Here is a 23,729-nt window from a genome sequence, read left to right as displayed (position 1 = left end):
CGGTCACCGCTTTCGGGTCTGGTCGGAAGGAAGTTCCCGCATCCAGGACCGAGGTCCCACCACGGAACAGCGAAGTGCGGCCACGCGGGCCGACCGATCGAGGCGCTCGTCCATGCCCCTCTCGGTTCGCGTCGAGAAGTACGAATAGGCCCCGTGGAACACATCTCCGGCACCCAATGTATCAACCGCTGTGACGGCCGGGACGTCCACGGAACCGGACGAACCACCGGTCCACCACCGGATCGGTGCACCCCCATGCGTCGTGACGACGGTGGGAACGCCGGCCGCGACCAGCGCTGCGGCGGTGGCGTCCGAGTCCTCGGTACCGGGCATTCGGAAGTCGGCGGAGCACACCATGTCCGAGACCCGGGGAGCGAGTTCGGCCATGATCGGCTTCCACCGACCGGCGTCGACCACCGCCCGGATACCGTGGGCAGCGGCACTCTCGGCTGCTGCGCGCGCCATCCGGGGGTGATGACCGTCGATCAGGACGACGTCGGCCTCGGCGATCACCGCGTCCAGATCGGTCGGCGGTGCCACCTCGGACGCGACCGCGTCGAGCGACACCACCGATCGATCACCCGTGGATTCGACGACCGACACCGCCGAGACGGGTACGGGCCTTGCCGTGCCCGCCGCAGCATCGATCACCTCGACGCCGTACCGGTCGAGATCCGCACGCACGAGCCCGGCGACCGGATCGTCGCCGAGCGCCGTCACCAGGATCGCGCGACCGCCCAGCGCGGCGAAGGTGACGGCAGCATTCGCTGCCGGACCCCCCGCCGCGACGAACTGATCCGTCGACGTGATCTTCTCGTTGACCGCCGGTGGTGCCTGGATCCGGTGAATCACATCGAGTGTCGCCAGGCCCACGAAGACGCCGAGCGAGGTCGACGTCATTACAGCCCAGCGCGTTCCGACTCGGTGGGTTCGGTCGCACCGGTCATCAGAGCCACCACCTCGGACATCGTCCGTTGCTTCGGATCGACGACGCCGGCGCGCTGCCCCAACCGATGGATGTGGATGCGATCGGCCACCTCGAACACATGCGGCATGTCGTGGGAGATGAGCACCACGGGAATGCCGCGATCACGGATCGACCGGATCAGGTCGATCACCATGCCCGATTCACGCACGCCCAGAGCCGCAGTGGGCTCGTCCATGATGATGACACCGCGACCGAAAGCCGCTGCGCGCGCGACGGCCACACCCTGACGCTGACCACCGGACAGCGTCTCCACGGCCTGGTTCACGGACTTGATGCCGATCTTCAGGTCGGCGAGGTGCTGCGAGGCCTCCTCCCGCATCCGTGGCATGTCGAGCCGCCGGAAGAGGCTGCCCATCACACCCTTCCGCTTGATCTCGCGTCCGAGGTACAGGTTGGAGGCGATGTCGAGCGCCGGAATCACTGCGAGGTCCTGGTAGACGGTCTCGATCCCCGCAGCCCGCGCATCGCGCGTGTTGCGGAACGACTGGACCTCGCCGTTCATCAGGATCTCGCCCGAGTCCGGGACGACCGCCCCGGCCAATGCTTTGATGAGACTGGACTTTCCGGCACCGTTGTCACCGATGACCGCGAGCACCTCACCTGCCCGGAGCTCGAAGTCCGCTCCGTTGATGGCGGTGACGTTGCCGTATCTCTTGACCAGTCCGCGCGCTTCGAGAACAGGTGCGGTGCTCACTGTGACCTCCTGCGTGCGAATTGATCGACAGCCACCGCGACGATCACGAGAATGCCGGTCGCGATGTTCTGGTAGAGACTGTCGACACCGGCCTGGGTGAGTCCGTTACGCAGCACGCCCACGATGAGCGTGCCGACCAGAGTTCCGACGACGCCGCCGCGGCCGCCGAAGAGGCTGGTGCCGCCGATGACCACCGCGGTGATGGTCTCGAGGTTGGCGTTCTGATACGCGTTCGGATCCGCATTCGGGATGCGTCCCAACGCCGCCCACGCCGCGATGGCCGCGATGACGCCCGTGACGATGTAGACGGAGAACAGCACGCGACCGGACTTGATGCCCGACAGGTCCGATGCCTGCGGGTTACCGCCGACGGCGTAAATGTGCTTGCCCCAGGACGTCTGAGACAGGGCGTACCACATGACGATGTAGACGAGGAGCATCGCGACCACACCGTACGTCGTCGCGAAAGTCCCTATCTTGAAGGATGTTCCGAGGAACGTGAGCGGGCCTTCTTCGACGCGGTACGTCTCGGAACCCGCGAGCAGCCGGGTGGCTGCCTGGATTGCGGTGAACGTGCCGAGCGTGACGATGAACGGCGGCAACCGCAGCACAGTCACGAGGCCGCCGTTGATCGCTCCGAACGCGACGCACACCAGCAGCGTCGATCCGAGTGCGACGACCGGACCGTTGGCCCCCGCGCTCTGCGCCATGACAATGGTGCCGAACACGGCGACGGCGCCGATCGAGAGGTCGATGCCCGACGTGAGGATGATGAGAGTCTGTCCGACGGCGAGGATTCCGACGACGACGGACTGTTGCAGGATCAGCGACACGTTCTGCGGATTCAGGAACGAGTCCGAGAGCGCGCTGAAGACGATGATCGCGAGGATCAACGCCACCACCGGCCCGAGCAGCGGTTCACGCAGAATGTTGCTCGCGGTGAACCGGCTCGATACCGACTGCGGCGCTGTCGCGGGTGCGGCAGTGCTCATGGAGTGACTCAGCCCCAGCAGTTCGCTTCGGCCCAAGTGGTGTCCTGGGACTCGAGGCCGTCGACGGGCTTGTCGGTGATGAGCTGCGAGCCGGTGTCGTTGAAGCCGCTCGGCTTGGTGCCGTCTTTGGCGAAGGCCACGACTGCCTGCACGCCCTGCTCGGCCATCTTGGCGGGGAACTGCATCACGGTCGCGCCGATCTTGCCGGACTTGACGTCGGCGACACCGGTGCAGCTGCCGTCGATCGATCCGATCGTGACCTGCGCTGCCTTGCCCGCGGACTGAATTGCCTGGTAGGCGCCTGCGGCCGCCGGCTCGTTGATGGTGTAAAGCGCGTTGGTCTGCGGGGCGCGCTGGATGAGGTTCTCCATCGCGGTCTGCGCCTTGGTCTGGTCGCCGTTGGTGTTCTCCTGGCCGACGATCTCCGGTGAACTGTCCGTCAGGCCCATGCCCTCGAGAAAGCCCTCGTGACGGAAGGAATCGACGGTGCCGCCCGCAGTGCCGTCGAGCATGACGACCTGCGGCGCCGTGGAGCCGAGCGCTGCCTTGACCCACTTGCCCTGGCTGACGCCGGCCGCCTTGTTGTCGGTCGCGAAGGTGGCGTCGACCGCGTCCTCGGGGTCGGTCGCGGTGTCGAGTGCGATGACCACGACGCCGGCGTCGCGTGCGTTCTGGATGGCGTCGAGCACGCCGGTCGAGCTGTTCGGGGTGATCAGGATGCCCTTGACGCCCTGTCCGACCATGTTCTCGATCGCGGAGACCTGGCCCTCGTTGTCGCCGTCGAAGGCTCCGGCCAGAGCGACGAGCTCGGCGCCGTCCTTGTCGGCCTGGGCCTGAGCCGCCTCGCGCAGCTTGACGAAGTACGGGTTGGAGTCGGTCTTCGTGATCAGACCGACCTTGACGCTGTCGGAGCTGGAGCCGCCGCACGCGGTGAGGCCGAGAGCCAGCGAACCGGCCATCAGGAAGGTGCCGAGAGCGAGCGTGCTTCTGCTGCGATTTTCGAACATGTGGACTCCCTTGTCCCCATTGCGACGCCGACCGCATCGCGTGATGGCGGGAGCTTATGGCTAAGGAAAGCGCTTGCGCATGCGTTTTCGCGAAAGTCGTCCCGACCAATTTCCGAACCGGACAAACCCGGCTCAGCGCACCCTGGCGGGCTCCGGCAGCGCCATCCCTCGCTCCCCCATCACCTCGCGCAGACGGTCGGGGTAGTCGGTGATGATGCCGTCGACACCCATGTCCATCAGCGCCGCCATGGTCGCGGGATCGTCCACCGTCCACGGCACGACGCGGATCCCGGCGGCATGCGCGGACGCCACCATCTCGGGTGTCACGTAGAGCTCGAAGTCCGGATCCCCCACGACGCCCTTCTGCGGGCGGCCCTGGACGGGCGAGAGAGCGTGGGCGCCGAACGACTGCACCGCCGCCACCGGATCGCCGTCGAACTCGTCGATGTCGAGACCGCCCAACCACGGTGACGCTCCCGGTTCCCCTACTTCGAGGAAGTCGGGCTCCGTGAGCGCCACCAGACGGACCGACGGGTCGACCTCTTTCACAGCGCGCAGTGCACCCCAGTCGAAACTCTGAATGGTCGTGCGATCGAGCAGTCCCGCCGCCCCGACCGAGGCGAGCACCACGTGGGCGAACTGCTCACGGGACGCCGTTTCGGTGGGCGCCGCCGCCTCCACCTTGGTCTCGATGTTCAGCTGCACCGGGGAGTCGTAGGCGTTCACCAGATCGAGCACCTCGTCGAGGGTCGGGATTTCGGCATCCGTCGCCACTCGCTGTTCCGGGTAGCCGTCGAGCTGCGTGACACCACAATTCAGGGTCCGCACCTGTGCCAGCGTCAGGGTGTTGACGTACTTCCCGACGTAGGGAAACTCGGGATCGTTGTCGGTCGCGGGCCGGGTATCGCGGCACTTCGCGTCCGACACCTTTCGGTCGTGCGTGACGACGGCGATGCCGTCCTCGGTGATCTGCGTGTCCATCTCGAGTGTGGTGACGCCGAGCTCGAGGGCGTTGGTGAACGAGGCGAGCGTGCTCTCGGTGACCAGTCCGAGGCCGCCGCGGTGCGCTTGGAGGTCGAAGCCGTCGAGCGGCTGCGCAATCTCGGTCTCCTGCGTGGAGCAGGCCGCCAGAGCCATACACATCGAGACGGTCAACAGCACTCGTCGCATCGCCATGACGCCCACGCTAAGCCGGGAAAGTGAACGCGCAATGGATCAGCGCGCACGCCACGACGGGTCGAAGGTGAGCTGCCGGGCGGGTGTCGACTGCACCGTGCGACTGCTCCGCAACGTCATGAGTATGTGGCTGGTACCGGAGTCGTTGCGGCAGCAGGAGCGTCACGGCATCGAGGTGGTGCAGGCCAGGGCGGCCGGATTGGTGAGCGGCGGGTGGTGCGCGACTCGTTCGAGTTGGTGGTTTACCTGCCGACGCTGTGATCGTGTGCAGTGATCCGCGCTGTCAGCGGATTACTGCACACGAGTTGGTCGGCTACTCGACCCAGGCCCGGTGGTGCGGGAGTTCATCGAGTACTTGCCGCGGTAGAACGTCGGTTCCCCTGGTTAGGGAGTATCGGCCGAGGTTGCGGCGTCGATCCAGACCCGCAAGTCGTCGTCGAACTCCAGAGCTGCCGCGTTCACGGAAATCCACCCCTGTCCCATCGACCTGCCCGCGCCCATCTGAGCGCGGCGAGCTCCCGGGCGTCCGACGTAGTCGTCATCGCGATCGCGCGGTACCCGCACCAGCAATGCTCCGCCGCCGTTGCCGACGGACACGACCATCTTCCCGTCGACCATGAACGCCAGGCCGCCGAACATCGCCTTCTCGGTCACGGTGGACCTGGCGGACAGCGCAGCGCGAACCCGGTCCTCGAGGTCGGCGTCACGAGCCATGCGGGAACTCTACGTCGCCTCTCGACGCGTCGGAAGGTGCGCGGAGCCGCGGAATGCGCGGGTGAGCGCACCGTCGCGACGAATGCGGTGTAGAAACCTTCGCCTAGCGACGCTTTCTGCACCGGATCTCACAGCAGTCCGCTCCGAGTCTCGAACGGGCCGATCGTGTTGTCCCACGTCATGCCCTGCGCCTCGAGCTCCGCAAGGCGTCGCTCACCCTTTTCGGTGATGTTCGCACGAAAGACTTCACACCAGATCAGGTCTTCACGTTTCGTAGCGTGCAGGTAGCCCTGACTGGTCCCATGTCCCTCGGCGATCCGGCGCATCGACTCGTCGATGTCTACGTCCCACTCTTCCCACCCGACCTCGTTGTTCGCCAGCGCTCCGAACGTCATCAACCCGGATTCAGCGAACCAACGAATAACACCGGCAACTGTGTCGATCGTGGTGCTCCAACCTCGGAATCCGGAAACCATGGCTACGAAGCCCCACAGCGGCATCCAGTCGTCATCGAGTTCGTCGAGCAGTCGAAATTCCAGCCCCTCTTCGACATTCATCGCACATGCACCTTGATCACTTGAATACCTTCCGGCTCCACGATGTCGATCACTGATCCACCAGACTTGCTGTCGACTCGTAACTGAATTCGCGTACCGTCCGGCAATTCGTATCGCTCGATAATTTTGGCACTGTCACCTGTTCCGACCGACCTACCCTGCTCCGTGAGTCCTTCGAATACGATCCGAACGTCCTCTTCCGACTCCACTTGTCGGTTGACACCGCGCCGGCCCGGTTCCGTCAGATCGTTCAACACGTCGTCCACACCCGCCGCATCGACCGGCCCCGCATCCTGGAAGAAGCTGTCCGGCAGCGCGTCGTGGATCGCATCCCACGCATCCGTCCCGAACCGGTCGACCAGTGCGAAGGCCATCGCGCCGACGGACAGCACTCCGGCCGCGATCATCGCGTGCACGGCCGCCTCCACCGCCCAGGCCAGGCCGATCGCGAGGGGAACGAAGCGCCGTGGTTCGCCGTCGAGAAGTGCAGCGGACGCGTCGTCGATGGACCGTGCGGCCGACTCGTCCGCATCGATCAGCGCCTGCACATGCGCCGCGATGATCGCCGCGTGGGAGACATCGTTGCTGACCACCGACCAGTCCGGTGCAACGAGGCAACCGTCCGCCTCGGCCACGACGACAGCGTCGAGGAGTGCCTCGCGAGCAACGGCGATGGCAGATGCACCGTCGCGAACTGCGCGCTCCAGCACCCGAAGCTGAACTGTCCGACGTTGCGCTGCAGCAAGATCCCGACCAAGACGATCTACCGCAGCATCGCCGGCCGCACCCTGCCACGCCTCGCGCAGATCGACGCGGCTCCTGTCGATTGCCGCCGCCCGAGAGTCGAGAACCGAGGCGCCGTCACCGATCCACGTCGCGTCGATCCGGACGGCGTCGGGATCCCACGACGCCACCACCTCACGACGCGGCGCGAGCTCAGCGACCTCCATGCCCGACCCCCTCGAGCCGAGCGGCGTTCGCCGAGTCCGCGTCGGCGTACCCGACGGCAGCGACATCCAGCGATCGCGCTGTCGCAGAGAAGCCCGCGACGAGATCGTTGAGTGCCGAGACGGCTCGCTCTTCCGCTCGAGCAAGTGCGGCCGCGGTCGACGCTCCGGGGAGCGCGACCACACCTCGCGGCGCCACACCGATCTGCTCCACCTCACCGAGCACAGCTCGGCTCGCGGCCCGCACGGCCCCCACATCAGCGACGACGAACATCGTTCCCACCCCCTCGCGGGGTAGGACGCGTCAGTCCCGCAGCCCGTTCCACTGTCAGCGTTTGCGCTGTTCACGCTGCATCAGGCGTAGTGTTCGCCGTATCGGAGCCATCTGGTTCCCTTGATCAAGGGGCTGACACCATGGCTGACAAGTCTCCGCGCAACTCGATGACGCAGAAATCGGGCAAGTCGCTGAAGGAAAAGCGACTCGACAAGAAGACGAAGGCCGCGGGGAACATCGCCGCCGACGATGCCTCCGCCGCGGTGAACAAGAAGAAGCGCTGACCACCCGGTAGCGACTGACCACGCGGGGTACACCGTGGGATGAGCGAAGAAGCGCGCCGCAACGACGGTGACAACGACGGTCCCGTCGAGGAGGAGCTCGAAGAGAGCTTCGACTCGGTGGTCACCGAGGGTGCCGAGCGTCTGCACCGCACCGTCCGAGCCGTGATCGTCACCGGACTGTTCGGCGGACTCGAGGTGGCGCTGGGCGTGATGGCCTACCTCGCGGTGCTGGACGAGACGGGCAGCCATCTTCTCGCTGGGCTCGCGTTCGGGATCGGGCTCGTCGCAATTTATCTCGCGCACAGCGAGCTCTTCACCGAGGACTTCCTCATGCCCATCGCCGCGGTGGTCTCGAAGGACGGCACCCCGGCACAACTCGCGAAGCTCTGGATCGGCACTCTTCTGGCCAACCTGGTCGGCGGGTGGGCGGTGATGTGGCTGGTCGCGCAGGCGTTCCCGCAGTGGCTGATGGTGCTGTCGGAATCGGCACACCACTTCGTCGACGCGCCCTTGAACACGCAGTCGATCTGTCTGGCGATCCTCGGCGGCAGCACCATGACGCTACTGACCAGGATGCAGCAGGGAACCACGTCGGACGTCGCCCGCATCATCGCGGCCATGGCGGCCGGCTTCCTGTTGGCGGGGCTGCAGCTGTTCCACTCGATCCTGGACTCGCTGTTGATCTTCGGCGCGATTCACGCCGGCGCGGATGTGGACTACCTGCAGTGGATCGAGTGGTTCGGATACACGGTGGCGTTCAACATCGTGGGCGGCGCCTTCCTGGTGACGGCGCTCCGCCTCGTACGCACCAAGGAACTGGTGAAGTCGGAACGGAAGGACGAGGCGGCCTGAAACAGCAGAACACCCTCCCCAGTCGACTGGGGAGGGTGTTCTGGTCGTGCAAGGTGCGGAGGGTCAGCCGCCGACTCCCACGCGCACGTCGGGAGCCCCGAGCCGTGCGGCATCGGCGGTCTCGTCGTCCGGCTGCGCCTGCGATTCGCGCTCTGCCGCAACGCGCTTGCGGTAGTGCTCGATCTCGTCGGACACGTGCTGCTCGTCCCACCCGAGGATGGGTGCGACCAGTCCGGCGACCTCGGCTGCGGCAGCTTCGCCGCGGTCGGCCAACTCGATCGACACGCGGATGCGCCGCGTCAGGATGTCGTCGAGGTGCTGCGCCCCCTCGTGGCTTGCGGCGTAGACGGCCTCGGCCTTGAGATAGTCGGGTGCGTTCTCCAGGGGCTTGCCGAGCTCCGGGTTCTGATCGATCAGGTCGAGAACCTCACCGACCAGGGTGCCGTAGCGACCGAGCAGGTGCTCCATGCGTCCGACGCGCATCCCTGCGCGGTCGGCTGCGAGCTGGCGCGCGTTCCAGGCGCCGTAGTACCCGTCGGCACCCACGAGCGGGATCTTCTCCGTGACGCACTCCGGAACCTTGCGCTCCATGTTGTGCACCGCGGAGTCGACCGCGTCCTTCGCCATGACCCGGTACGTCGTGTACTTGCCGCCGGCGATGACGGTGAGGCCACGTACGGGGCTGGAGACGGCATGCTCGCGGGACAGCGTGCTGGTGGAGTCGGATTCGCCGTACAGCAACGGACGCAGACCGGCGTAGACACCGACGACGTCCTTGTGGTCCAGCGGATCCTGCAGCAGCTTGTTGACGTGCCCGAGGATGTAGTCGATGTCGCTCTTGCTGGCCGCGGGATGCGCCAGGTCGAGCTTCCAGTCGGTGTCGGTGGTGCCGATGATCCAGTGGCTCCCCCACGGGATCACGAACAGCAGCGACTTCTCGGTGCGGGTGATGATGCCCGTCGAACTGTTGATGCGGTTACGGGGCACCACCAGGTGCACGCCCTTGGACGCGCGAACCTGGAACTGCCCGCGACCGCCGACCATCTCCTGGATCTCGTCGGTCCACACACCGGCAGCGTTGATGACCTGCTTGGCGTGAATCTCGAACGACTCCCCCGACTCGAGGTCCGTCGCGACGACGCCGATCACGCGGTCGTCCTCACGCAGGAAGCCGGTGACGCGAGTGCTGTTGGCGCACAACGCTCCGTAGGCCGCGGCGGTGCGGGCGATCATCATGGTGTGGCGGGCGTCGTCGACCTGGCCCTCGTAGAAGCGCACGGCACCGCGGATGGCGGAGCGCTTGCCCGACGGAAAGGATTCCAGCGTCTTCTTCTTGCCCAGGTGCTTGTGGTGCGAGGGCACACCGCGGCCGGCACCCATCACGTCGTAGACGCCGATACCGAGGCCGACGTACGGCCGGTCGATCAGCTTCTCGAGCGGGTAGATGAACGGCACGGGGCGGGCGAGGTGCGGGCACAGGTCGTTGAGGACCAGCGACCGCTCCTTGAGCGCCTCGAAGACCAGTGCGAAGTTGAACTGCTCGAGGTAGCGCAGGCCACCGTGGAACAGCTTGCTGGACCTGCTGGACGTCCCGGCGGCGTAGTCACGCGCCTCGACCAGGCCGACCTTCAGGCCGCGGGTGACCGCGTCGAGGGCAGCTCCGGTACCGACGACACCGCCGCCGATGACCAGAACGTCCATCTCCTCCGTGGCGAGACGTCGGAGTGCTTCCTTGCGTGCTTCGGGGCTGAGAGCTGTTGTGGTGGAATTCATTCGGCATCGACCCAATCGAGTGTTCGTGTGACGGCTTTCTTCCAACCGGCGTAGAGCTTGTCTCGCTCCGCGTCATCCATGGACGGTGTCCATGTCTTGTCCTCGGCCCAGTTCTCGCGGATCTCGTCCTCGCTCGCCCAGAAACCGACGGCCAGGCCCGCTGCGTACGCCGCGCCCAGTGCGGTGGTCTCGGCGACCACCGGCCGGACGACATCCACGTTCAGAATGTCGGACTGGAACTGCATCAGCAGCTCGTTCACCACCATACCGCCGTCGACCTTGAGCACCTCGAGGTCGACGCCCGAATCGGCGTTCATGGCCTCGATGACCTCGCGCGTCTGGTAGGCGGTGGCCTCGAGAACGGCCCGCGCCAGGTGGCCCTTGTTGACGAAACGGGTGAGTCCGACGATGGCGCCGCGGGCGTCGGAGCGCCAGTGCGGGGCGAACAGACCGGAGAACGCGGGCACGAAGTAGGCGCCGCCGTTGTCGTCGACGGAGCGGGCGTCGGTCTCGATATCTGCTGCGGTGGAGATCATTCCAAGGTTATCGCGCAGCCACTGCACGAGCGATCCGGTGACGGCGATGGAACCCTCGAGGGCGTACACCGTCGGCTGGTCGCCGATCTTGTAGCAGACCGTGGTGAGCAGTCCGTTCTTGCTCATCACCTTGTCGGTGCCTGTGTTCAACAGCACGAAGTTGCCTGTGCCATAGGTGTTCTTCGCCTCACCGGGCGACAGGCACGCCTGACCGAACGTGGCGGCCTGCTGATCGCCGAGGATGCCGGCGATGGGGACACCGCTGAGCGAACCGCGCTCGCGGACGTTGCCGTACACCTCGGAGGAGCTGCGGATCTCGGGGAGCATGGACATCGGGATGCCCATGTCCGCACAGATGCTCTCGTCCCAGGACAGGGTGTCGAGATCCATCAGCAGCGTGCGCGAGGCATTGGTGGGATCGGTGTAGTGCAGACCGCCGTCGACACCGCCCGTCATGTTCCACAGGACCCAGGTGTCCATGTTGCCGAAGCACAGCTCGCCGGCGTCGGCCTTCTCCTGCGCGCCCTCGACGTTGTCGAGGATCCACTTGACCTTGGGGCCCGAGAAGTAGGTCGCGAGCGGCAGGCCGGTCTTCGCGGTGTACTTGGTGGCGTCGCCCCCGCCGAGCTTGGTGACGATGCGGTCGGTGCGAGTGTCCTGCCAGACGATGGCGTTGTAGACGGGCTTGCCGGTGGCACGCTCCCACACCAGTGCGGTCTCGCGCTGGTTGGTGATGCCCACGGCCGCGATGTCCGACGGGGTGAGGTCGGCCGCGGCGAGTGCGCCGGCGGAGACACTGCGGACGTTGTTCCAGATCTCCACGGCGTCGTGCTCGACCCAGCCGGCCTGCGGGAAGATCTGCTTGTGCTCGCGCTGATCGGCGGCGACGACGGTGCCCTTGTGATCGAAGATCATGCACCGAGTCGAGGTGGTGCCCTGATCGATCGCTGCGACGTAACGGGTTTCGGTCATGAGTGGTTCCCCTGGGTAGTGGAGTGGACGATCATGCGGACTTCTCGGGCAGACGGCTGGGCTCTTGCTCGTCGTCGCCGTCGGGATCGGCCGGCAGGAACCGACCCACCAGGTTGTCGTACAGCAGGACGCCGATGGGGCCGCCGATGATGGGCCCGAGGATCGGCACCCAGAAGTAGAGGCTGCCGTACTGATCTCGCCATGCCCCACCGTATCCCGTGATGAACGACGCCAGGCGGGGTCCGAAGTCACGAGCCGGGTTGATCGCGTAACCGGCGTTGGTGCCCCATGCGAAGCCGATGGCCACGACGATGAGTCCGACGATCAGCGGGGCCATGTTGGACAGCGGCGGGCTGTTACGCGAGTCGGACACGGCGACGATGAGGAAGAGCAGGATCGCGGTACCGATGATCTGGTCGATCAGCGCGGAGCCGAGGCTGACGGGCAGCGTGCCGTTGCCGGGCAGCGTCGAGAAGATCGTCTGCGTCGCGGTGGTGTGCTCGGGATCGATCGCGTTCAGCATGTCGTTGTAGTTCCACCGCACCAGCAGCGCGGCGACGAAGGCACCGAGAGTCTGCGCGAGCGCGTACGGCGCGACCTTCGACCACGCGAAGCCCCGGAACAACGCGAACGACAGCGTCACAGCCGGATTGAGGTGCGCACCGGTGGCGCGGCCGGCGACGTAGATGCCGAACATGACGCCCAGGCCCCAGGCCCAGGCGATCGAGTCGTGGTCACCGAGGCTCCCGGACTCACCGCCGGAGACCACCTGCGCCACGACGCCGGCACCGAACAGAATCAGAATCATCGTTCCCGCGAACTCGGCTGCCATCTCTGCAGGCAGCCCCCACTTCGCGCGTTTGTCCGTCACGCCATCTCCCTCGTGTTTGTGATCCAGGCCATAAAGAGCAACTGGAAGCCATGCTAGGTGACATGCACGTTGTCGCAAACCGCGTGCACATATGTGCAAGTCGGACCGGATCGCGATACCGCGGCGGTCCAGATGTGGTTTAGCGTGGGCTCATGTCGGAGCTGCAGATCTATGGGGAACACCTGCTCCCCGATGCGACGGATCCGCGCACGATCGACGCGGTGCAGGCGGCGCGGCTCTACTACTTCCAGGACTTGACGATGGCCGCGATCGGCCGCGAGATGGGCGTCTCCCGCAGCACGGTGTCGCGGCTGATCACCTTCGCCCGCACGTCGGGACTCGTGGAGATCAAGATCAGCACCGCTCTCGGCCAGGCACCCGGGCTCGAGCGTGCCTTCGCCGATCGGTACGGCGTCCGTGCCCACGTCGTGCCTGTTCCGGAGACCGTCAGCGACGTCGATCGCCTGGACCGGGTCGCCATGTTCGCGGGCCGCCTGCTGACGACGTTCTTCGCCTCCGACATGGTCATGGGCGTCGCGTGGGGCACGACGGTGAGCGCGGTCAGTCGACACCTCGCCCCGAAGCGCACCCACAACTCGCACGTGGTTCAACTCAACGGCGCAGCCAACACGCGCACCACCGGAGTGTCCTACGCGACGGACATCGTCCGCACTGTCGCCGACGCGTACGGCGCTCTCCCCCAGGGCTTTCCGGTTCCCGCGTTCTTCGACTACCCGGAGACTCGGCAGATGCTGTGGCGCGAACGCAGCATCAAACGCGTGCTCGACCTGCAGGACCGGATGGACCTCGCCGTGTTCAGCATCGGCGTGCACGGCGGCGCTGTACCGAGCCACGTCTACAGCGCGGGTTACCTGGAGAAGTCGGATCTCGAGGAACTCGACCGGGACGGCGTCGTCGGCGACATCGCCACCGTCTTCCTCCGCTCCGACGGCAGCTACGACCGCATCGCGCTGAACGAACGTGCAAGCGGCCCACGCCTGGACCGACTCAAAGCCGTGCCGCGACGCGTGTGCATCGTCGCCGGCGAGTACAAGCTCACCGCGCTGCGAGCGGCCCTCGCGGGAAAGATCGTCACCGATCTCGTGATCGACGACCTCAGCGCGGCGACCCTGCTGCAGGCGTAGGTCAGCCCTTCTTCTTCGTTCCCGGCAGGATGCCCGCGGAGATGACTGCCTTGACGTAGGGGCGCGCGGAGGAGATGAGCTCCTCCGCGTCGTCGACACCGCGCCACGCGGCGGCGGCCATCGCGTCGGTGCGGTCCTCGATGTGGCGGTCGAGTGCGACACCGTCGTCCGTCAGAGTCTCGACGCCGACGGCCGTCCTGACGAGACCGCGCGCGGCGAGACGCTCGGCCGCCGAGTCCCACTGCTCGTCCGACCACTCGCGCGTCAGCTGGGTGATGCGACGCCCGAGCACCCGACGAGCACCGGGCTCGGGATGCTGGGCCTCGTGGAAGACACCGGCCTCCGTCGGATCGAGGTCTGCGTCGAGGAGAGCCGCGAGGTGGCCGTCGCCGCGCCATTCCCGCAGAACCGCGATGGCGTGCCACAACTGTAGGTGCGGGACGTCGGGCGCCGACGACTGATGCCACGCTGCGGACAGTGGGCGGCCGGCGAAGGTAAGCGTGTCGCCGATGCCGTGCAGGCGGTCGGCCAGCGACGTGAGGCCCGGGTCGGACACCGACTCACCCAGCGCACCTCCGAGGACGGTGTCCAGCGCGTCCCATCGGCGCCGAGCCACGGTGTCGAGGCCGGCGGCGATCGCCGCGGGCCAGGAGCGCTCGATCAGCGTGGTGTTGAAGCTGTAGAACGCGGCGGCGACCACCCCGGCGGCACACGGCCCCATCGGCTCGGCGCGCGAGCCCACGTACCAGGCGTGTCCGTCGAGACCCGTGTCCCGGCCCGCCGCTCCGAGTTCGGGATTGAAGTACGCCGAGATGTGGAAGGGCTCGAACGTGCGGTACGCGGCGCGGGCATGGGCGGCTGCCGTGGAGTCGGTCATGGTTCGAACCTACTGGGCGGGGTGTGCCTCGGAACCCCCGAATCGACGACAGCGCTGGACACTCCCTGGTGAGAGGGCCCAGCGCTGTCCGGAATGCGGTGTCAGGACGCCGAAGCCTCGAGCGAGGTCTGCTCACCGGTGTTCTCGGCCTGCGCGATGTTGATCTTGCGCGGCGCGGCGCGCTCGGACAGCGGGATGTGCACGGAGAGAACACCGTTGTCGTACGACGCGGTGATGCGCTCGGTGTCGATGCCGTCACCCAGCGCGAGCTGGCGACGGTAGGTACCGGTGAAGCGCTCCGAGGTGAGCCACTGCCGGGAGTCGCCGCTCGGTGCCGAACGGTGGGCCGTCACCGTGAGGGTTCCACGGTCGACGTCGAGGTCGATCGAGCCCGGATCCACACCGGGGAGATCCGCGTCGAGGACGTAATGGTCGTCGACCTTGTACAGATCCATCGGCATGAACCGCGGCGAACGGTCGGTGCCCGACCCGGCTCCCAGCAAGCTCGAGGTCACGGCGTCGAGGTCACGGAAAGGATCGAAGCGAAGCACAGCAACACACCTCCTGTATCTCGTGGACACCGAGCCCGTCATGCTCGGCTCCTCTGTGCGTGACACCGAATTTAGCACTCTCCACCCGAGAGTGCCAAGCACCCTTTAGAAAATTTTTCGGCCGAAGTTGCTCTCGCAGTGCAGGACTGGTCGAGGGTAGGTGCGGCCCGCTCACGGCGACTACGCTGAGGGAAGTGCGCGAAACGGACACCGCCGTTTCCGGAAGAAAGGCCTCCCATCCATGGCGATCGACTACACCAAAAGGCCGTCCACCCCCGCCCCGACAGCGGGCGGTGTCAATCTGAGCAAGGTGACGCTGTCGAAGGCCGCGCCGACGGTGAATCTGGCCAAGAAAGGCGAGAGCCAGGGCGCGATGCGCGTCAACCTCAACTGGTCGCAGGGCGCGGCCGCACCCGAGCCGAAGAAGAAGGGCTTCCTCGCGAAGCTCGCCGCCGCGTCGTACGGCACCGGCGGCGTCGACCTCGACCTCGGCTGCCTGTACGAGCTGGCCGACGGGTCGAAGGGCGTCATCCAGGCGCTGGGCAAGAGCTTCGGCGCCCTCGAGAGCGCACCGTTCATCCAGCTCGACGGCGACGACCGCTCCGGATCCGTCACGGGCGGCGAGAACATGCACATCAACCTCGCGCGGCCCGACGCCTTCAAGCGCATTCTTATTTTCGCGATGATCTACGACGGCGCCCCGAACTGGGCCGCGGTCGACGGCGTCGTCACGCTGTTCCCCACCAGCGGCCCGCAGGTGGAGGTGCGTCTGGACTCCGACAACAACTCCGCCCGCATCTGCTCCATCGCGCTGATCCAGAACACCGGCCAGGGCATCACGGTCACGCGCGAGGTCGAGTACATCCAGGGCAGCCAGGCGGACCTGGACAAGAAGTACGGCTGGGGCATGCGCTGGGCGGCCGGGCGCAAGTAGCCGGTCAGGGCGCCGGCAGCACCTGCGTGAAGAGAACCGCCCCGGTTCCGTCGCACAGGTTCACCGTCAGCGACCGCGAGTCCTTGTCGATCAGCACCTCCCCGAAGTGCTGGAAGGTATCGAGCGGTGAGGCATTCGGCTCCGGCGGTGCGTGCACGAACACCGCCTCCGGGCCGAAGGTGGGATCGAGGTCGTTCGGCCCGAACGCACCCGCGTTGAGAGGCCCGCTGACGAACTCCCAGAATTCGCGGAACTCCTGGTAGGCGGCGCGCTCGGGTGAATACCGATGCGCCGCCGTGTAATGCACGTCGGCGGTGAGCCACACGGTGCCGGTGACGTCGTTCCGGTCGATCGCGGTGAGTACCTGCGCGATGTCGGTCTCCCGACCGAGCGGGGCGCCGGGATCACCGTTGCCGACGCCCTCCTGCGCGGTCTTGCCGTCCGGCACCACGAGCCCCAGGGGGAGGTCGTTGGCGATGATCTTCCACGTGGCGGTCGAGCGCGACAGCTCGTCGATCAGCCACCGCCGCTGTGCATCTCCGAGAATCTCCCCGGTCGGGGCGGTGTTGGCACTGTTCGCGTCCTTGTAGCTCCGCATGTCCAGGACGAAGACGTCGAGCAGCGGACCGTAGGCGATCTTCCGGTACACCCGCCCGTCGACGGCCTCGGCGGGAGCGACCGGGAGCCACTCGTGAAAGGCCTGCAAAGCCCGCTGCGACAACAGGTTCACATCTTTCACGGTGTACTGCTCGAGGTCGAGAATCTCACCGGGATACCAGTTGTTGACGGTCTCGTGATCGTCCCACTGCACCACCTGCGCGACCGAGGAATTGAAGCGCCGGTAGTTGTCGTCGGTGAGGTTGTACGCGTACTGCCCGCGATACTCGTCGAGGGTCTCCGCGACCTTGGACTTGGCCTCGGACATCGTGTTCCGCCACACCCGGCCGTCGGGCAACGTGACGCTCTCCTCGAGCGGCCCGTCGGCATAGATGACGTCGCCGCTGTGCAGGAACAGGTCCGGTTCCCGATCGGCCATCGCTCCGAAGATGGTCATGCCGCCGATGTCGGGATTGATCCCGTAACCCTGGCCCGCCGTGTCGCCGCCCCACAGGAGGCGAATGTTCGACGGGCTGTCGGGAGCCGTGGAGAACACCCCGGTGACGGGCTCCGACGTGGCGCCGTCCTCGCCCTCCAGCGTCACGCGGTAGTGCACTCGCTGTCCCGCCGGCAGACCCGTGAGGCGCAGCACGCCGGTGCCGTCGGACTGCGGTGTGAGGAGAGGTCCCCGCGTCGTCGTGACGGAGGAGAACGCGTCGGTGGCCGACGTGTCGACGATCATCGTCGCGGGCGTGTCCGACCGTGCCCAGACGAGCGCACCATCGGCACGGACGTCGCCGCTCGCGACGCCGTGGGTCAGCGACGGGCGCGCCCGCACCAGGGTGGGCCCGGTGCTGCAGGCGAGCAACGGCGTGGCCGCGGCACCGAGCGCGGCGTAGCGGAACAGGGAGCGTCGCGAGATCTGCATGCTCCGCACCGTGCCGCACGGACTTGAACGGGGCGTGACTCTCAGGAGGACAGCCGGGTGCCCGATCGGTCGAACTCGGCCCGGTGCGTTCCGTCCGCTCCCGTGACCAGGATGGACGCCGCCGAGTCCCGGTCCGGCGGAAGAAGACGCACCGTCACCGCGCTGGTGGAGTCGCTCTCGAGGGCGGTGATCACCGAGGTCACGATGTCGCGATCGACCACGCCGGTCGCGTCCGCGCCGCGGTCGTCGAGCAGGACCACGTCGACTCCCCGACTCCGCGCGGCCCGCGCCGCACTGCTCACCTCGGAGTCGGCCAGTCCCGCGGCACGCAGGGTGTCCCGCAGATGGAACTCGAGAAGACGGCAGCTCAGTCGCTCGTCGTCGGACAGCGGCTCACCCGAGGCGATCCTGGTGAGGAGAGGGCGGGCCAGCTCGTCGAGCCGGGTCAGCTGCAGGTCCCGCTCGTGCAGTGCCGCGGCGGCCGCCGCTTCCTCCGCTGCCTGTCTCGTGGACTCCTCCCGTAGCCGGAAGATGTCCGTGACGGGTGAGCGCAGCGCGAACGCGAAGAACGTGCCCATCAACACCAGCGCGCCGCTGGGCAGCACGTACAGCACGGCGTCGACCGCGCTCTGCTCGGTCAGCAGGCACCAGACGAGCGTGACGACGAAGATGCCGAGGAACCCGGCCCACGCCCACCACGTGCGCCCACGGACACAGAGGAAGGTGTAGATCCCGGCCGCCGTCCCGATCGGCCACATCTGCAGAGGGCTCCCGATCGGCACCGGAAGCGCGGCGAGGACGATCGCACACGACAGCGGGCCGGTGAGCGTGACGGCTGCCGTCGCGCCGAAAGGGATCGGATCGCCCGGGACGCGGAGGAGTGCCGCGACGGACACGGCATGCAGGACGACCGCCACCGCGACGAGCGCCGGCTCGGTGACGCCCTCGAGTGTCGAGGCGGCGGCCAGAACGACACCGGCGACGTTGAAGGCGACCACCACGAAGGCTGCACGCGTGTGCATGCCCAGCAGAGTCGTGACATCGTTCGTTCTGCTCACTGTGCCTCCCACCGCAGTTCGACGACTGTGCCCCGACCCACCGCAGTGCGGAGCGCGGCGGAGCCGCCCGGAAGCCGGTGCATGCGGTCGAGAATGCTGACCCGGACGCCCAGGCGATGTGCCGGTATCGACGACAGATCGAAGCCGGGGCCGTCGTCCGTCACCGTCACCCGGAGTCCGAGTGGGGAGAGCGCAGCCACGACCGACCGGTGGGCATCGGGGCCCGCGTGCCGCAGGCTGTTCCGCATCGCCTCGGCCATGGCGGCGCCCACGGTGCGGACTGTCTCGGCCGGCACAGTCCGTTCCGCCGCATCGGCCTCGAACCGGAAGCTCAGTGTCGCCGATGCGTCCACTGCCGCGGCCGCGGCGCGAAGGTGCGCGACCACGTCCTGCACATCGAAGTCAGCGGCCGGCAGCGTGTTCCGTCGCAACGTGTCGAGCTCCGCCAACGCGACGCTCGCCTGGTCGACGAGACGTTGATCCATCGGACCGCGCGATGCGGCGAGGAGCGTGGACATGACGTTGTCGTGGATCAACCCGTCGAACCGTCGACGTTCGACCGTCCGCGCCTGCACAGCGGCAGAACTGGCGGCCTGCGCGTAGGTGGACTCGCGGGTGCGATCGAGAAGGAAGCCCGTGCGCGACGCCGTGATCGACGCGGCGACGAAGATGAGGCTGAAGCCGAAGCTGTAGACGATGTCGGCCACCAACGGACTCCGGTCACCGGCGTCACGCAGATAGTGGTTGACCAGTTGGACACCCGTGACGGCCACCGCGAGATGGAGGAACGCCCAGCGCGGCCTCATCGACACCGCAGCCCCCAGAGAAGCCAGGGCAGGGAAGAGGGAGAACCAGGCAGCCTTCCCGTCGGGCAGGGTCTCGCCCGTCCATCCGAGCGGCCAGGTGAGCAACCCGAGCAGGAAGACCACGGCGCAGGCCGCCGCCAGTGGCCGGAGCGCACGCTGACCCCGCCGGCCGAACGACGCGGCGCCCAACGCCAGTCCGGGTCCGAAGAACAGGACGAGCCCGACCGGAGTCCACCAGGACGCCGACACCCCCTCCAGATCGCGGATGAGCGGAATCGACACGAGCAGGTAGAAGACGTAGCCCACGCCGATGAAGCGGCCGAACATCGTGAGGATCTGATCGGCCGCGCTGCGCTCCGCCGTCGTCACGACTTCCTGCGTCGACGAGGAAACGGCAACCACCCGTCCTCCAGTGCCCGTTTGTAGAGATCGGTCTTGGTCGGGGCAGGCCTGCCGGCGTCGGCGTACTTGAGCCGGATTCGACCGAGATAGTCGTTCACCGTCTCGGGCGAGATACCCATGGTCGACGCGACCCGCGTGGCGGTCTCCCCGGCCGCGTAGAGCGTGAGGAGCCGTCGATGCTGCGGGCTCAGATCCACCGCGGCGAGGTCGGGATCCCCGTCGATGGCCGCCGCCCAGTCGATGGTGGGCACCATCTCGCCCCGGGCTGCACTCCGCACGGCGTCCACCACCGCGTCGATCGGCTGGGACTTGCGCACGACGCCGAGCACGCCGGCGCGGGCGGCCGAGCGGACCAGGAACGGATCCTCGCCCGAGGTGAGAACCAGCACGTCGAGCCCCCGGGCGCGGATGGCCTCGACGTTGGCCACCGGCGAGGACCCGTCGCGCAGTCGCAGGTCGAGGATGACCAGATCGAGGTCCGTGGTGACGTCGAACAGTTCGGAGACCGTGGGGGCGCTCGCGACGAACTCGAGATCGGGATGATCGGCGAAGGAATCCCGCAGACCACGGACGATCAGTTCGTGATCGTCGACCATTCCGATTCGCGCATGTTCGACCCCCACCGGACCCCCTCAGCCACAAAGTCGTCAGAGCATAACCATCTGACCGGTCGTGTTGTAGTGCCAGGTGTCAGCGCCGGAGCTCCTCGGCGATCGCGAGAACGCCGATGCGCACCTCCTCGAAGCTGGTGCTGAGCGGGCTCAGGCCGAGCCTGATGCCGCTCGGGGCCCGGAAGTCGGGGATGACACCGCGCTTCCACAGCCGCGCCGTGACCTCGCGGAAATCGGGGTGATCGAGCGTGACGTGTCCCCCGCGCTCGTCCGCGTTCTCCGGCGAGGCGATCTCCACGCCCAGTGGCACCAGGTCCGAGCGCACCAGCTCGAGCGCGTACTCGGTGAGAGCGACCGACTTCGCGCGGATCGCGTCCATGCCGACCTCGCCGATCATGGCGAGCGTGTCCTGCATCGCGATCATGCCGAGCACCGGCGGGGTGCCGCTGATGACGCGTCGCACGCCCTCGGCCGGGACGTATCCCTGCTCCATGGCGAAGGCGTCGGCACGCCCCATCCATCCCCATACGGGCTGCCGAAACTCGGGCAGATGCTCCGCGCGGACGTATGCGAACGCGGGCGAGCCGGGACCACCGTTCAGGTACTTGTATGTGCAGCCGACGGCGAGATCGACACCCCACTCGTCGAGACGGAGCGGCACGGATCCCACCGAGTGCGACAGGTCGAGCACCACCAGGGCGCCGACGTCGTGCGCGACACGGGCCGCCGCGGACGCGTCCGCGAGAAAGCCCGAGCGGTAGGCGACATGACTGAGAAGCACGAAAGCTGTTCGCTCGGTGACGACATCGGCGATGTCCGCAGTCCGTACGCCCGACCGCCGGTCCGAGTCGATCCACACCAGCGTCAGGCCGAGTTCGGACGCGATGGACTCGACGACGTAGCGATCGGTCGGAAAATTGTCGCGATCGAGCACGATCTCGGCCCGGCCCGGCCTCAGCGCCGCCGCCCCGCGCGCGATCTTGTAGAGCAGGACGGTGGTGGAGTCACCGATGACGGTCTGCCCGGGTGCTGCACCCAGGGCCACCCGACCGAGCGTGTCGCCCAACGTGATGGGCAGCTCGAACCATTCCTCGTCCCACCCGCGGATCAGCCGGCCACCCCAGGCCTGCGTCATGAACGTCGAGACACGCTCGATGCTCGCCGTCGTCGGCCTGCCGAGCGAATTGCCGTCGAGATAGGACACGACGGGATCGGCGTCGTCGGTGTAGAAGCGAGAGCGGTACTCGCGCAGGGGGTCCAGAGCGTCGAGGTCTGCTGCGTTCATGGCTGTCCGATCTCGGTGCGGGCGGCGAACAACTCGGGGAAGAACGTCAACTCGAGGGCGCGCTGGAGGAAGCCGACACCACTGGAGCCGCCGGTGCCGCTCTTGTGCCCGATCGTACGGAGCACCGTGCGCATGTGCCGGAACCGCCAGAGCTGAAAGTTCTCCTCCAGGTCGACGAATTCCTCGAACGCCTCGTACGCGGCCCAGTTCTCGGTCGGGTTCTCGTACACGTGCGTGATCAGTGGCACCAGATCGTCGTTGCACGCGTACGGCGCGGTGACGTCGCGCCGCAGCGCGCTCTCCGGAACGTCGAGTCCTGCGCGAGCCAGGCACCGCCACAGGGCGTCGTACACACTCGGCTCGCGGTGCACCCGCGTCAGCAGTTCGGTTGCCACCGAGTCGGATTCGAACACCGTCAGCATCGCCGCGTTCTTGTTGCCCAGCACGAACTCCACCGCGCGGTACTGCGCGGACTGGAACCCCGACGAGTTCCCCAGGAACCCGCGGAACTGCGCGTACTCGGTGGGCGTGAGTGTCGCGAGCACCGACCACTGCTCGGTCAGCGTCTTCTGGATGTGCTTGACACGAGCGACACACTTCAGCGCGAACCCGAGGTCGTCCGCGTCGAAGGCGTCGCGTGCGGCGAGCAGTTCGTGCAGCACGAGCTTGAACCACAGCTCGGTGGTCTGGTGTTGGATGATGAACAGCAACTCGTCGTGATGCTCCGGGACACTCACCGGCTTCTGCGCACTGAGCAGAGTGTCGAGATCGAGGTACGCCCCGTAACTCATCCGCTCGCGGAAATCGGTGACGATGTCCTTCTCGATGGCGCGCTCGTCCATTGCTCCTCTTCCGTCGATTCCCCCGAGCCTAGGACGTAGATTCGAGGGATGAGCGAGTCCTCGGAACGAATCGACGTCGTCCTGCACCCGCACGTTGTTCGAGACCTCGGCACGGTGACCGACCTGGTGCAGTCCGCGCTCGCTGCGCGCGGCGCCACCGGCGAGGTCCACGTGTCGGACGACGTCTCCGTGGCATCCGGTGACGTGATCGTGGTCCCGGCCGCGGGCGGACGCGTCGGCACGCAGGCGAGCGACCGGTGTGTGGTGCGTGTCGACTACGGCTACGTGGCCGCGGACCTCTCGGCGGGCCTGCACGCCCACATTCGCGGACGGGGACTCGGCGGGCTCCGCTACGCCGTCGATCGGATCGTGCATCACCGTCGGCACCCGGCGACCGTCGAGCGGTACGGCGAGCACCCCGAACAGTTCGCCGAGGTGCGCGGCACCGGCGGACCCGTCGTCGCCCTGATCCATGGCGGTTACTGGCGGGCACCGTGGCGTCTCGACTCGCTCGATGCGGCGGCGATCGATCTCGCCGACCGCGGCTACACCACCTGGAACGTCGAGTACCGAACGCCCGACGAGCACGGATGGGAGACGACGGCGGCGGATGTCGCCGCGGCCCTGAAGCACGCTGGTGCGCGGGCCGTCATCGGCCATTCGGCAGGAGGTCAGCTCGCGATGCGCTGCGCCGCGGATGCCCGTCCCGCATTGGCCGTGAGTCTCGCCGGAGTCCTCGACCTACAGATTGCCGACGACCGCGGCCTGGGTGACGGCGCGGTGCGTGCCGCCCTCGGCTCGCGGTACTCGGATGCTCACGCGGAGTCGTCCCCGCGAGCGCGACTGCCACTCGGGGTTCCGCAGATCGTCGTGGTCGCGGCCTCGGACGATCCGAACCTGAACGACATCGGCCGCGAGTACGTCACCGCAGCATCGGCCGCAGGTGACGATGTCACGCTTGTCGAAGGCCCCGGAGACCACTTCAGTGTCGTCGATCCACGGTCGGAGATCTGGCCCGCCATCGTGGAGCGAATCGAGGGACGTCTCCCCCGCTGA

At 67.1% G+C, this 23,729-nt stretch carries 25 protein-coding genes; 5 read left to right on the top strand and 20 right to left on the bottom strand.

All coding sequences use genetic code 11. From position 1 onward, the window contains the following. Positions 1 to 3: 3 nt before the first annotated feature. The 9 genes from BR07_RS0106860 to BR07_RS0106815 form a co-directional block, all read right to left on the bottom strand. The gene (locus BR07_RS0106860; RefSeq protein ID WP_027504796.1) at positions 4 to 900 is read right to left on the bottom strand and encodes a PfkB family carbohydrate kinase; all 897 of its coding nucleotides are present in this window, start codon (positions 898 to 900) and stop codon (positions 4 to 6) included. Continuing rightward, positions 900 to 1,682 carry an ATP-binding cassette domain-containing protein gene (locus tag BR07_RS0106855; protein WP_027504795.1) on the bottom strand — a complete coding sequence of 261 codons (783 nt, stop codon included), beginning with the start codon at positions 1,680 to 1,682 and terminating at the stop codon, positions 900 to 902. The genes BR07_RS0106860 and BR07_RS0106855 overlap by 1 nt, the downstream gene beginning before the upstream one ends. Then, positions 1,679 to 2,674 carry an ABC transporter permease gene (locus tag BR07_RS0106850; RefSeq protein WP_027504794.1) on the bottom strand — a complete coding sequence of 332 codons (996 nt, stop codon included), beginning with the start codon at positions 2,672 to 2,674 and terminating at the stop codon, positions 1,679 to 1,681. The genes BR07_RS0106855 and BR07_RS0106850 overlap by 4 nt, the downstream gene beginning before the upstream one ends. Positions 2,675 to 2,682: 8 nt before the next feature. Continuing rightward, positions 2,683 to 3,681 carry a substrate-binding domain-containing protein gene (locus BR07_RS0106845; protein WP_027504793.1) on the bottom strand — a complete coding sequence of 333 codons (999 nt, stop codon included), beginning with the start codon at positions 3,679 to 3,681 and terminating at the stop codon, positions 2,683 to 2,685. Between the two features lie 132 nt (positions 3,682 to 3,813). Continuing rightward, complete coding sequence (locus BR07_RS0106840; protein ID WP_231476228.1) at positions 3,814 to 4,857, bottom strand: glycerophosphodiester phosphodiesterase family protein; 1,044 nt, start codon at positions 4,855 to 4,857, stop codon at positions 3,814 to 3,816. Positions 4,858 to 5,241: 384 nt separating this feature from the next. Then, positions 5,242 to 5,571 carry a TfoX/Sxy family protein gene (locus BR07_RS0106830; protein ID WP_027504791.1) on the bottom strand — a complete coding sequence of 110 codons (330 nt, stop codon included), beginning with the start codon at positions 5,569 to 5,571 and terminating at the stop codon, positions 5,242 to 5,244. A 128-nt stretch (positions 5,572 to 5,699) separates the two neighbouring features. Continuing rightward, positions 5,700 to 6,128, bottom strand: coding sequence for a hypothetical protein (locus BR07_RS23645; protein ID WP_051613127.1), 429 nt, complete (start codon positions 6,126 to 6,128; stop codon positions 5,700 to 5,702). After that, positions 6,125 to 7,042: a hypothetical protein gene (locus BR07_RS0106820; RefSeq protein ID WP_155956953.1), complete on the bottom strand. Its 918-nt coding sequence runs from the start codon at positions 7,040 to 7,042 to the stop codon at positions 6,125 to 6,127. The genes BR07_RS23645 and BR07_RS0106820 overlap by 4 nt, the downstream gene beginning before the upstream one ends. Positions 7,043 to 7,064: 22 nt before the next feature. Next, a complete protein-coding gene (locus BR07_RS0106815; RefSeq protein ID WP_155956952.1) occupies positions 7,065 to 7,349 on the bottom strand; it encodes a hypothetical protein in 285 nt (94 codons plus the stop codon). 140 nt (positions 7,350 to 7,489) lie between these two features. On the opposite strand from BR07_RS0106815, the gene BR07_RS27325 reads away from it, so the two are divergent. Together BR07_RS27325 and BR07_RS0106805 are read left to right on the top strand one after the other, a co-directional pair. Beyond that, entirely contained in the window at positions 7,490 to 7,633 is a 144-nt protein-coding gene (locus BR07_RS27325) for a hypothetical protein (protein WP_197027742.1), read from the top strand. Between the two features lie 39 nt (positions 7,634 to 7,672). Continuing rightward, a complete protein-coding gene (locus BR07_RS0106805; protein ID WP_027504788.1) occupies positions 7,673 to 8,485 on the top strand; it encodes a formate/nitrite transporter family protein in 813 nt (270 codons plus the stop codon). A gap of 63 nt (positions 8,486 to 8,548) precedes the next feature. On the opposite strand, the gene BR07_RS0106800 is transcribed toward BR07_RS0106805, so the two are convergent. From BR07_RS0106800 to BR07_RS0106790, 3 genes are read right to left on the bottom strand one after another with little or no spacing between them, the layout of a single operon-like run. Further along, on the bottom strand, positions 8,549 to 10,258 hold the full coding sequence (locus BR07_RS0106800) for a glycerol-3-phosphate dehydrogenase/oxidase (protein WP_027504787.1): 1,710 nt from the start codon (positions 10,256 to 10,258) through the stop codon (positions 8,549 to 8,551). Then, entirely contained in the window at positions 10,255 to 11,766 is a 1,512-nt protein-coding gene (glpK, locus tag BR07_RS0106795; protein WP_027504786.1) for a glycerol kinase GlpK, read from the bottom strand. Before glpK ends, BR07_RS0106800 begins: the two co-directional genes overlap by 4 nt. A 31-nt stretch (positions 11,767 to 11,797) precedes the next feature. Beyond that, complete coding sequence (locus BR07_RS0106790) at positions 11,798 to 12,598, bottom strand: MIP/aquaporin family protein (protein ID WP_051613174.1); 801 nt, start codon at positions 12,596 to 12,598, stop codon at positions 11,798 to 11,800. 191 nt (positions 12,599 to 12,789) lie between these two features. Between BR07_RS0106790 and BR07_RS0106785 the strand changes: the two genes are divergently transcribed. After that, a complete protein-coding gene (locus BR07_RS0106785) occupies positions 12,790 to 13,782 on the top strand; it encodes a sugar-binding transcriptional regulator (RefSeq protein ID WP_051613126.1) in 993 nt (330 codons plus the stop codon). Position 13,783: 1 nt separating this feature from the next. On the opposite strand, the gene BR07_RS0106780 is transcribed toward BR07_RS0106785, so the two are convergent. Further along, positions 13,784 to 14,659: an SCO6745 family protein gene (locus tag BR07_RS0106780; RefSeq protein ID WP_027504783.1), complete on the bottom strand. Its 876-nt coding sequence runs from the start codon at positions 14,657 to 14,659 to the stop codon at positions 13,784 to 13,786. Between the two features lie 101 nt (positions 14,660 to 14,760). Further along, entirely contained in the window at positions 14,761 to 15,210 is a 450-nt protein-coding gene (locus tag BR07_RS0106775) for an Hsp20/alpha crystallin family protein (RefSeq protein ID WP_027504782.1), read from the bottom strand. Positions 15,211 to 15,451: 241 nt separating this feature from the next. Between BR07_RS0106775 and BR07_RS0106770 the strand changes: the two genes are divergently transcribed. Continuing rightward, positions 15,452 to 16,144, top strand: a complete 693-nt coding sequence (locus BR07_RS0106770) for a TerD family protein (RefSeq protein WP_027504781.1) — start codon at positions 15,452 to 15,454, stop codon at positions 16,142 to 16,144. Between the two features lie 4 nt (positions 16,145 to 16,148). Here the strand turns inward: BR07_RS0106770 and BR07_RS0106765 are convergent, their stop codons facing one another. The 6 genes from BR07_RS0106765 to BR07_RS0106740 form a co-directional block, all read right to left on the bottom strand. After that, positions 16,149 to 17,669 carry an alkaline phosphatase D family protein gene (locus BR07_RS0106765; RefSeq protein WP_027504780.1) on the bottom strand — a complete coding sequence of 507 codons (1,521 nt, stop codon included), beginning with the start codon at positions 17,667 to 17,669 and terminating at the stop codon, positions 16,149 to 16,151. A 41-nt stretch (positions 17,670 to 17,710) separates the two neighbouring features. Next, the gene (locus BR07_RS0106760) at positions 17,711 to 18,727 is read right to left on the bottom strand and encodes a hypothetical protein (RefSeq protein ID WP_027504779.1); all 1,017 of its coding nucleotides are present in this window, start codon (positions 18,725 to 18,727) and stop codon (positions 17,711 to 17,713) included. After that, positions 18,724 to 19,902 carry a sensor histidine kinase gene (locus BR07_RS0106755; protein WP_027504778.1) on the bottom strand — a complete coding sequence of 393 codons (1,179 nt, stop codon included), beginning with the start codon at positions 19,900 to 19,902 and terminating at the stop codon, positions 18,724 to 18,726. Before BR07_RS0106755 ends, BR07_RS0106760 begins: the two co-directional genes overlap by 4 nt. Further along, the gene (locus BR07_RS0106750; RefSeq protein ID WP_051613124.1) at positions 19,899 to 20,531 is read right to left on the bottom strand and encodes a response regulator; all 633 of its coding nucleotides are present in this window, start codon (positions 20,529 to 20,531) and stop codon (positions 19,899 to 19,901) included. Before BR07_RS0106750 ends, BR07_RS0106755 begins: the two co-directional genes overlap by 4 nt. A 94-nt stretch (positions 20,532 to 20,625) precedes the next feature. Next, a complete protein-coding gene (kynU, locus tag BR07_RS0106745) occupies positions 20,626 to 21,831 on the bottom strand; it encodes a kynureninase (protein WP_027504776.1) in 1,206 nt (401 codons plus the stop codon). Continuing rightward, positions 21,828 to 22,673: a tryptophan 2,3-dioxygenase gene (locus tag BR07_RS0106740; RefSeq protein WP_027504775.1), complete on the bottom strand. Its 846-nt coding sequence runs from the start codon at positions 22,671 to 22,673 to the stop codon at positions 21,828 to 21,830. Before BR07_RS0106740 ends, kynU begins: the two co-directional genes overlap by 4 nt. Before the next feature lie 48 nt (positions 22,674 to 22,721). On the opposite strand from BR07_RS0106740, the gene BR07_RS0106735 reads away from it, so the two are divergent. Next, positions 22,722 to 23,729, top strand: a complete 1,008-nt coding sequence (locus BR07_RS0106735; RefSeq protein WP_027504774.1) for an alpha/beta hydrolase — start codon at positions 22,722 to 22,724, stop codon at positions 23,727 to 23,729.

The sequence above is a fragment of the Rhodococcus sp. UNC23MFCrub1.1 genome (assembly GCF_000686025.1).
Classification (GTDB): Bacteria; Actinomycetota; Actinomycetes; order Mycobacteriales; family Mycobacteriaceae; genus Rhodococcoides.
This window is presented reverse-complemented; position numbering and strand designations above follow the sequence as displayed.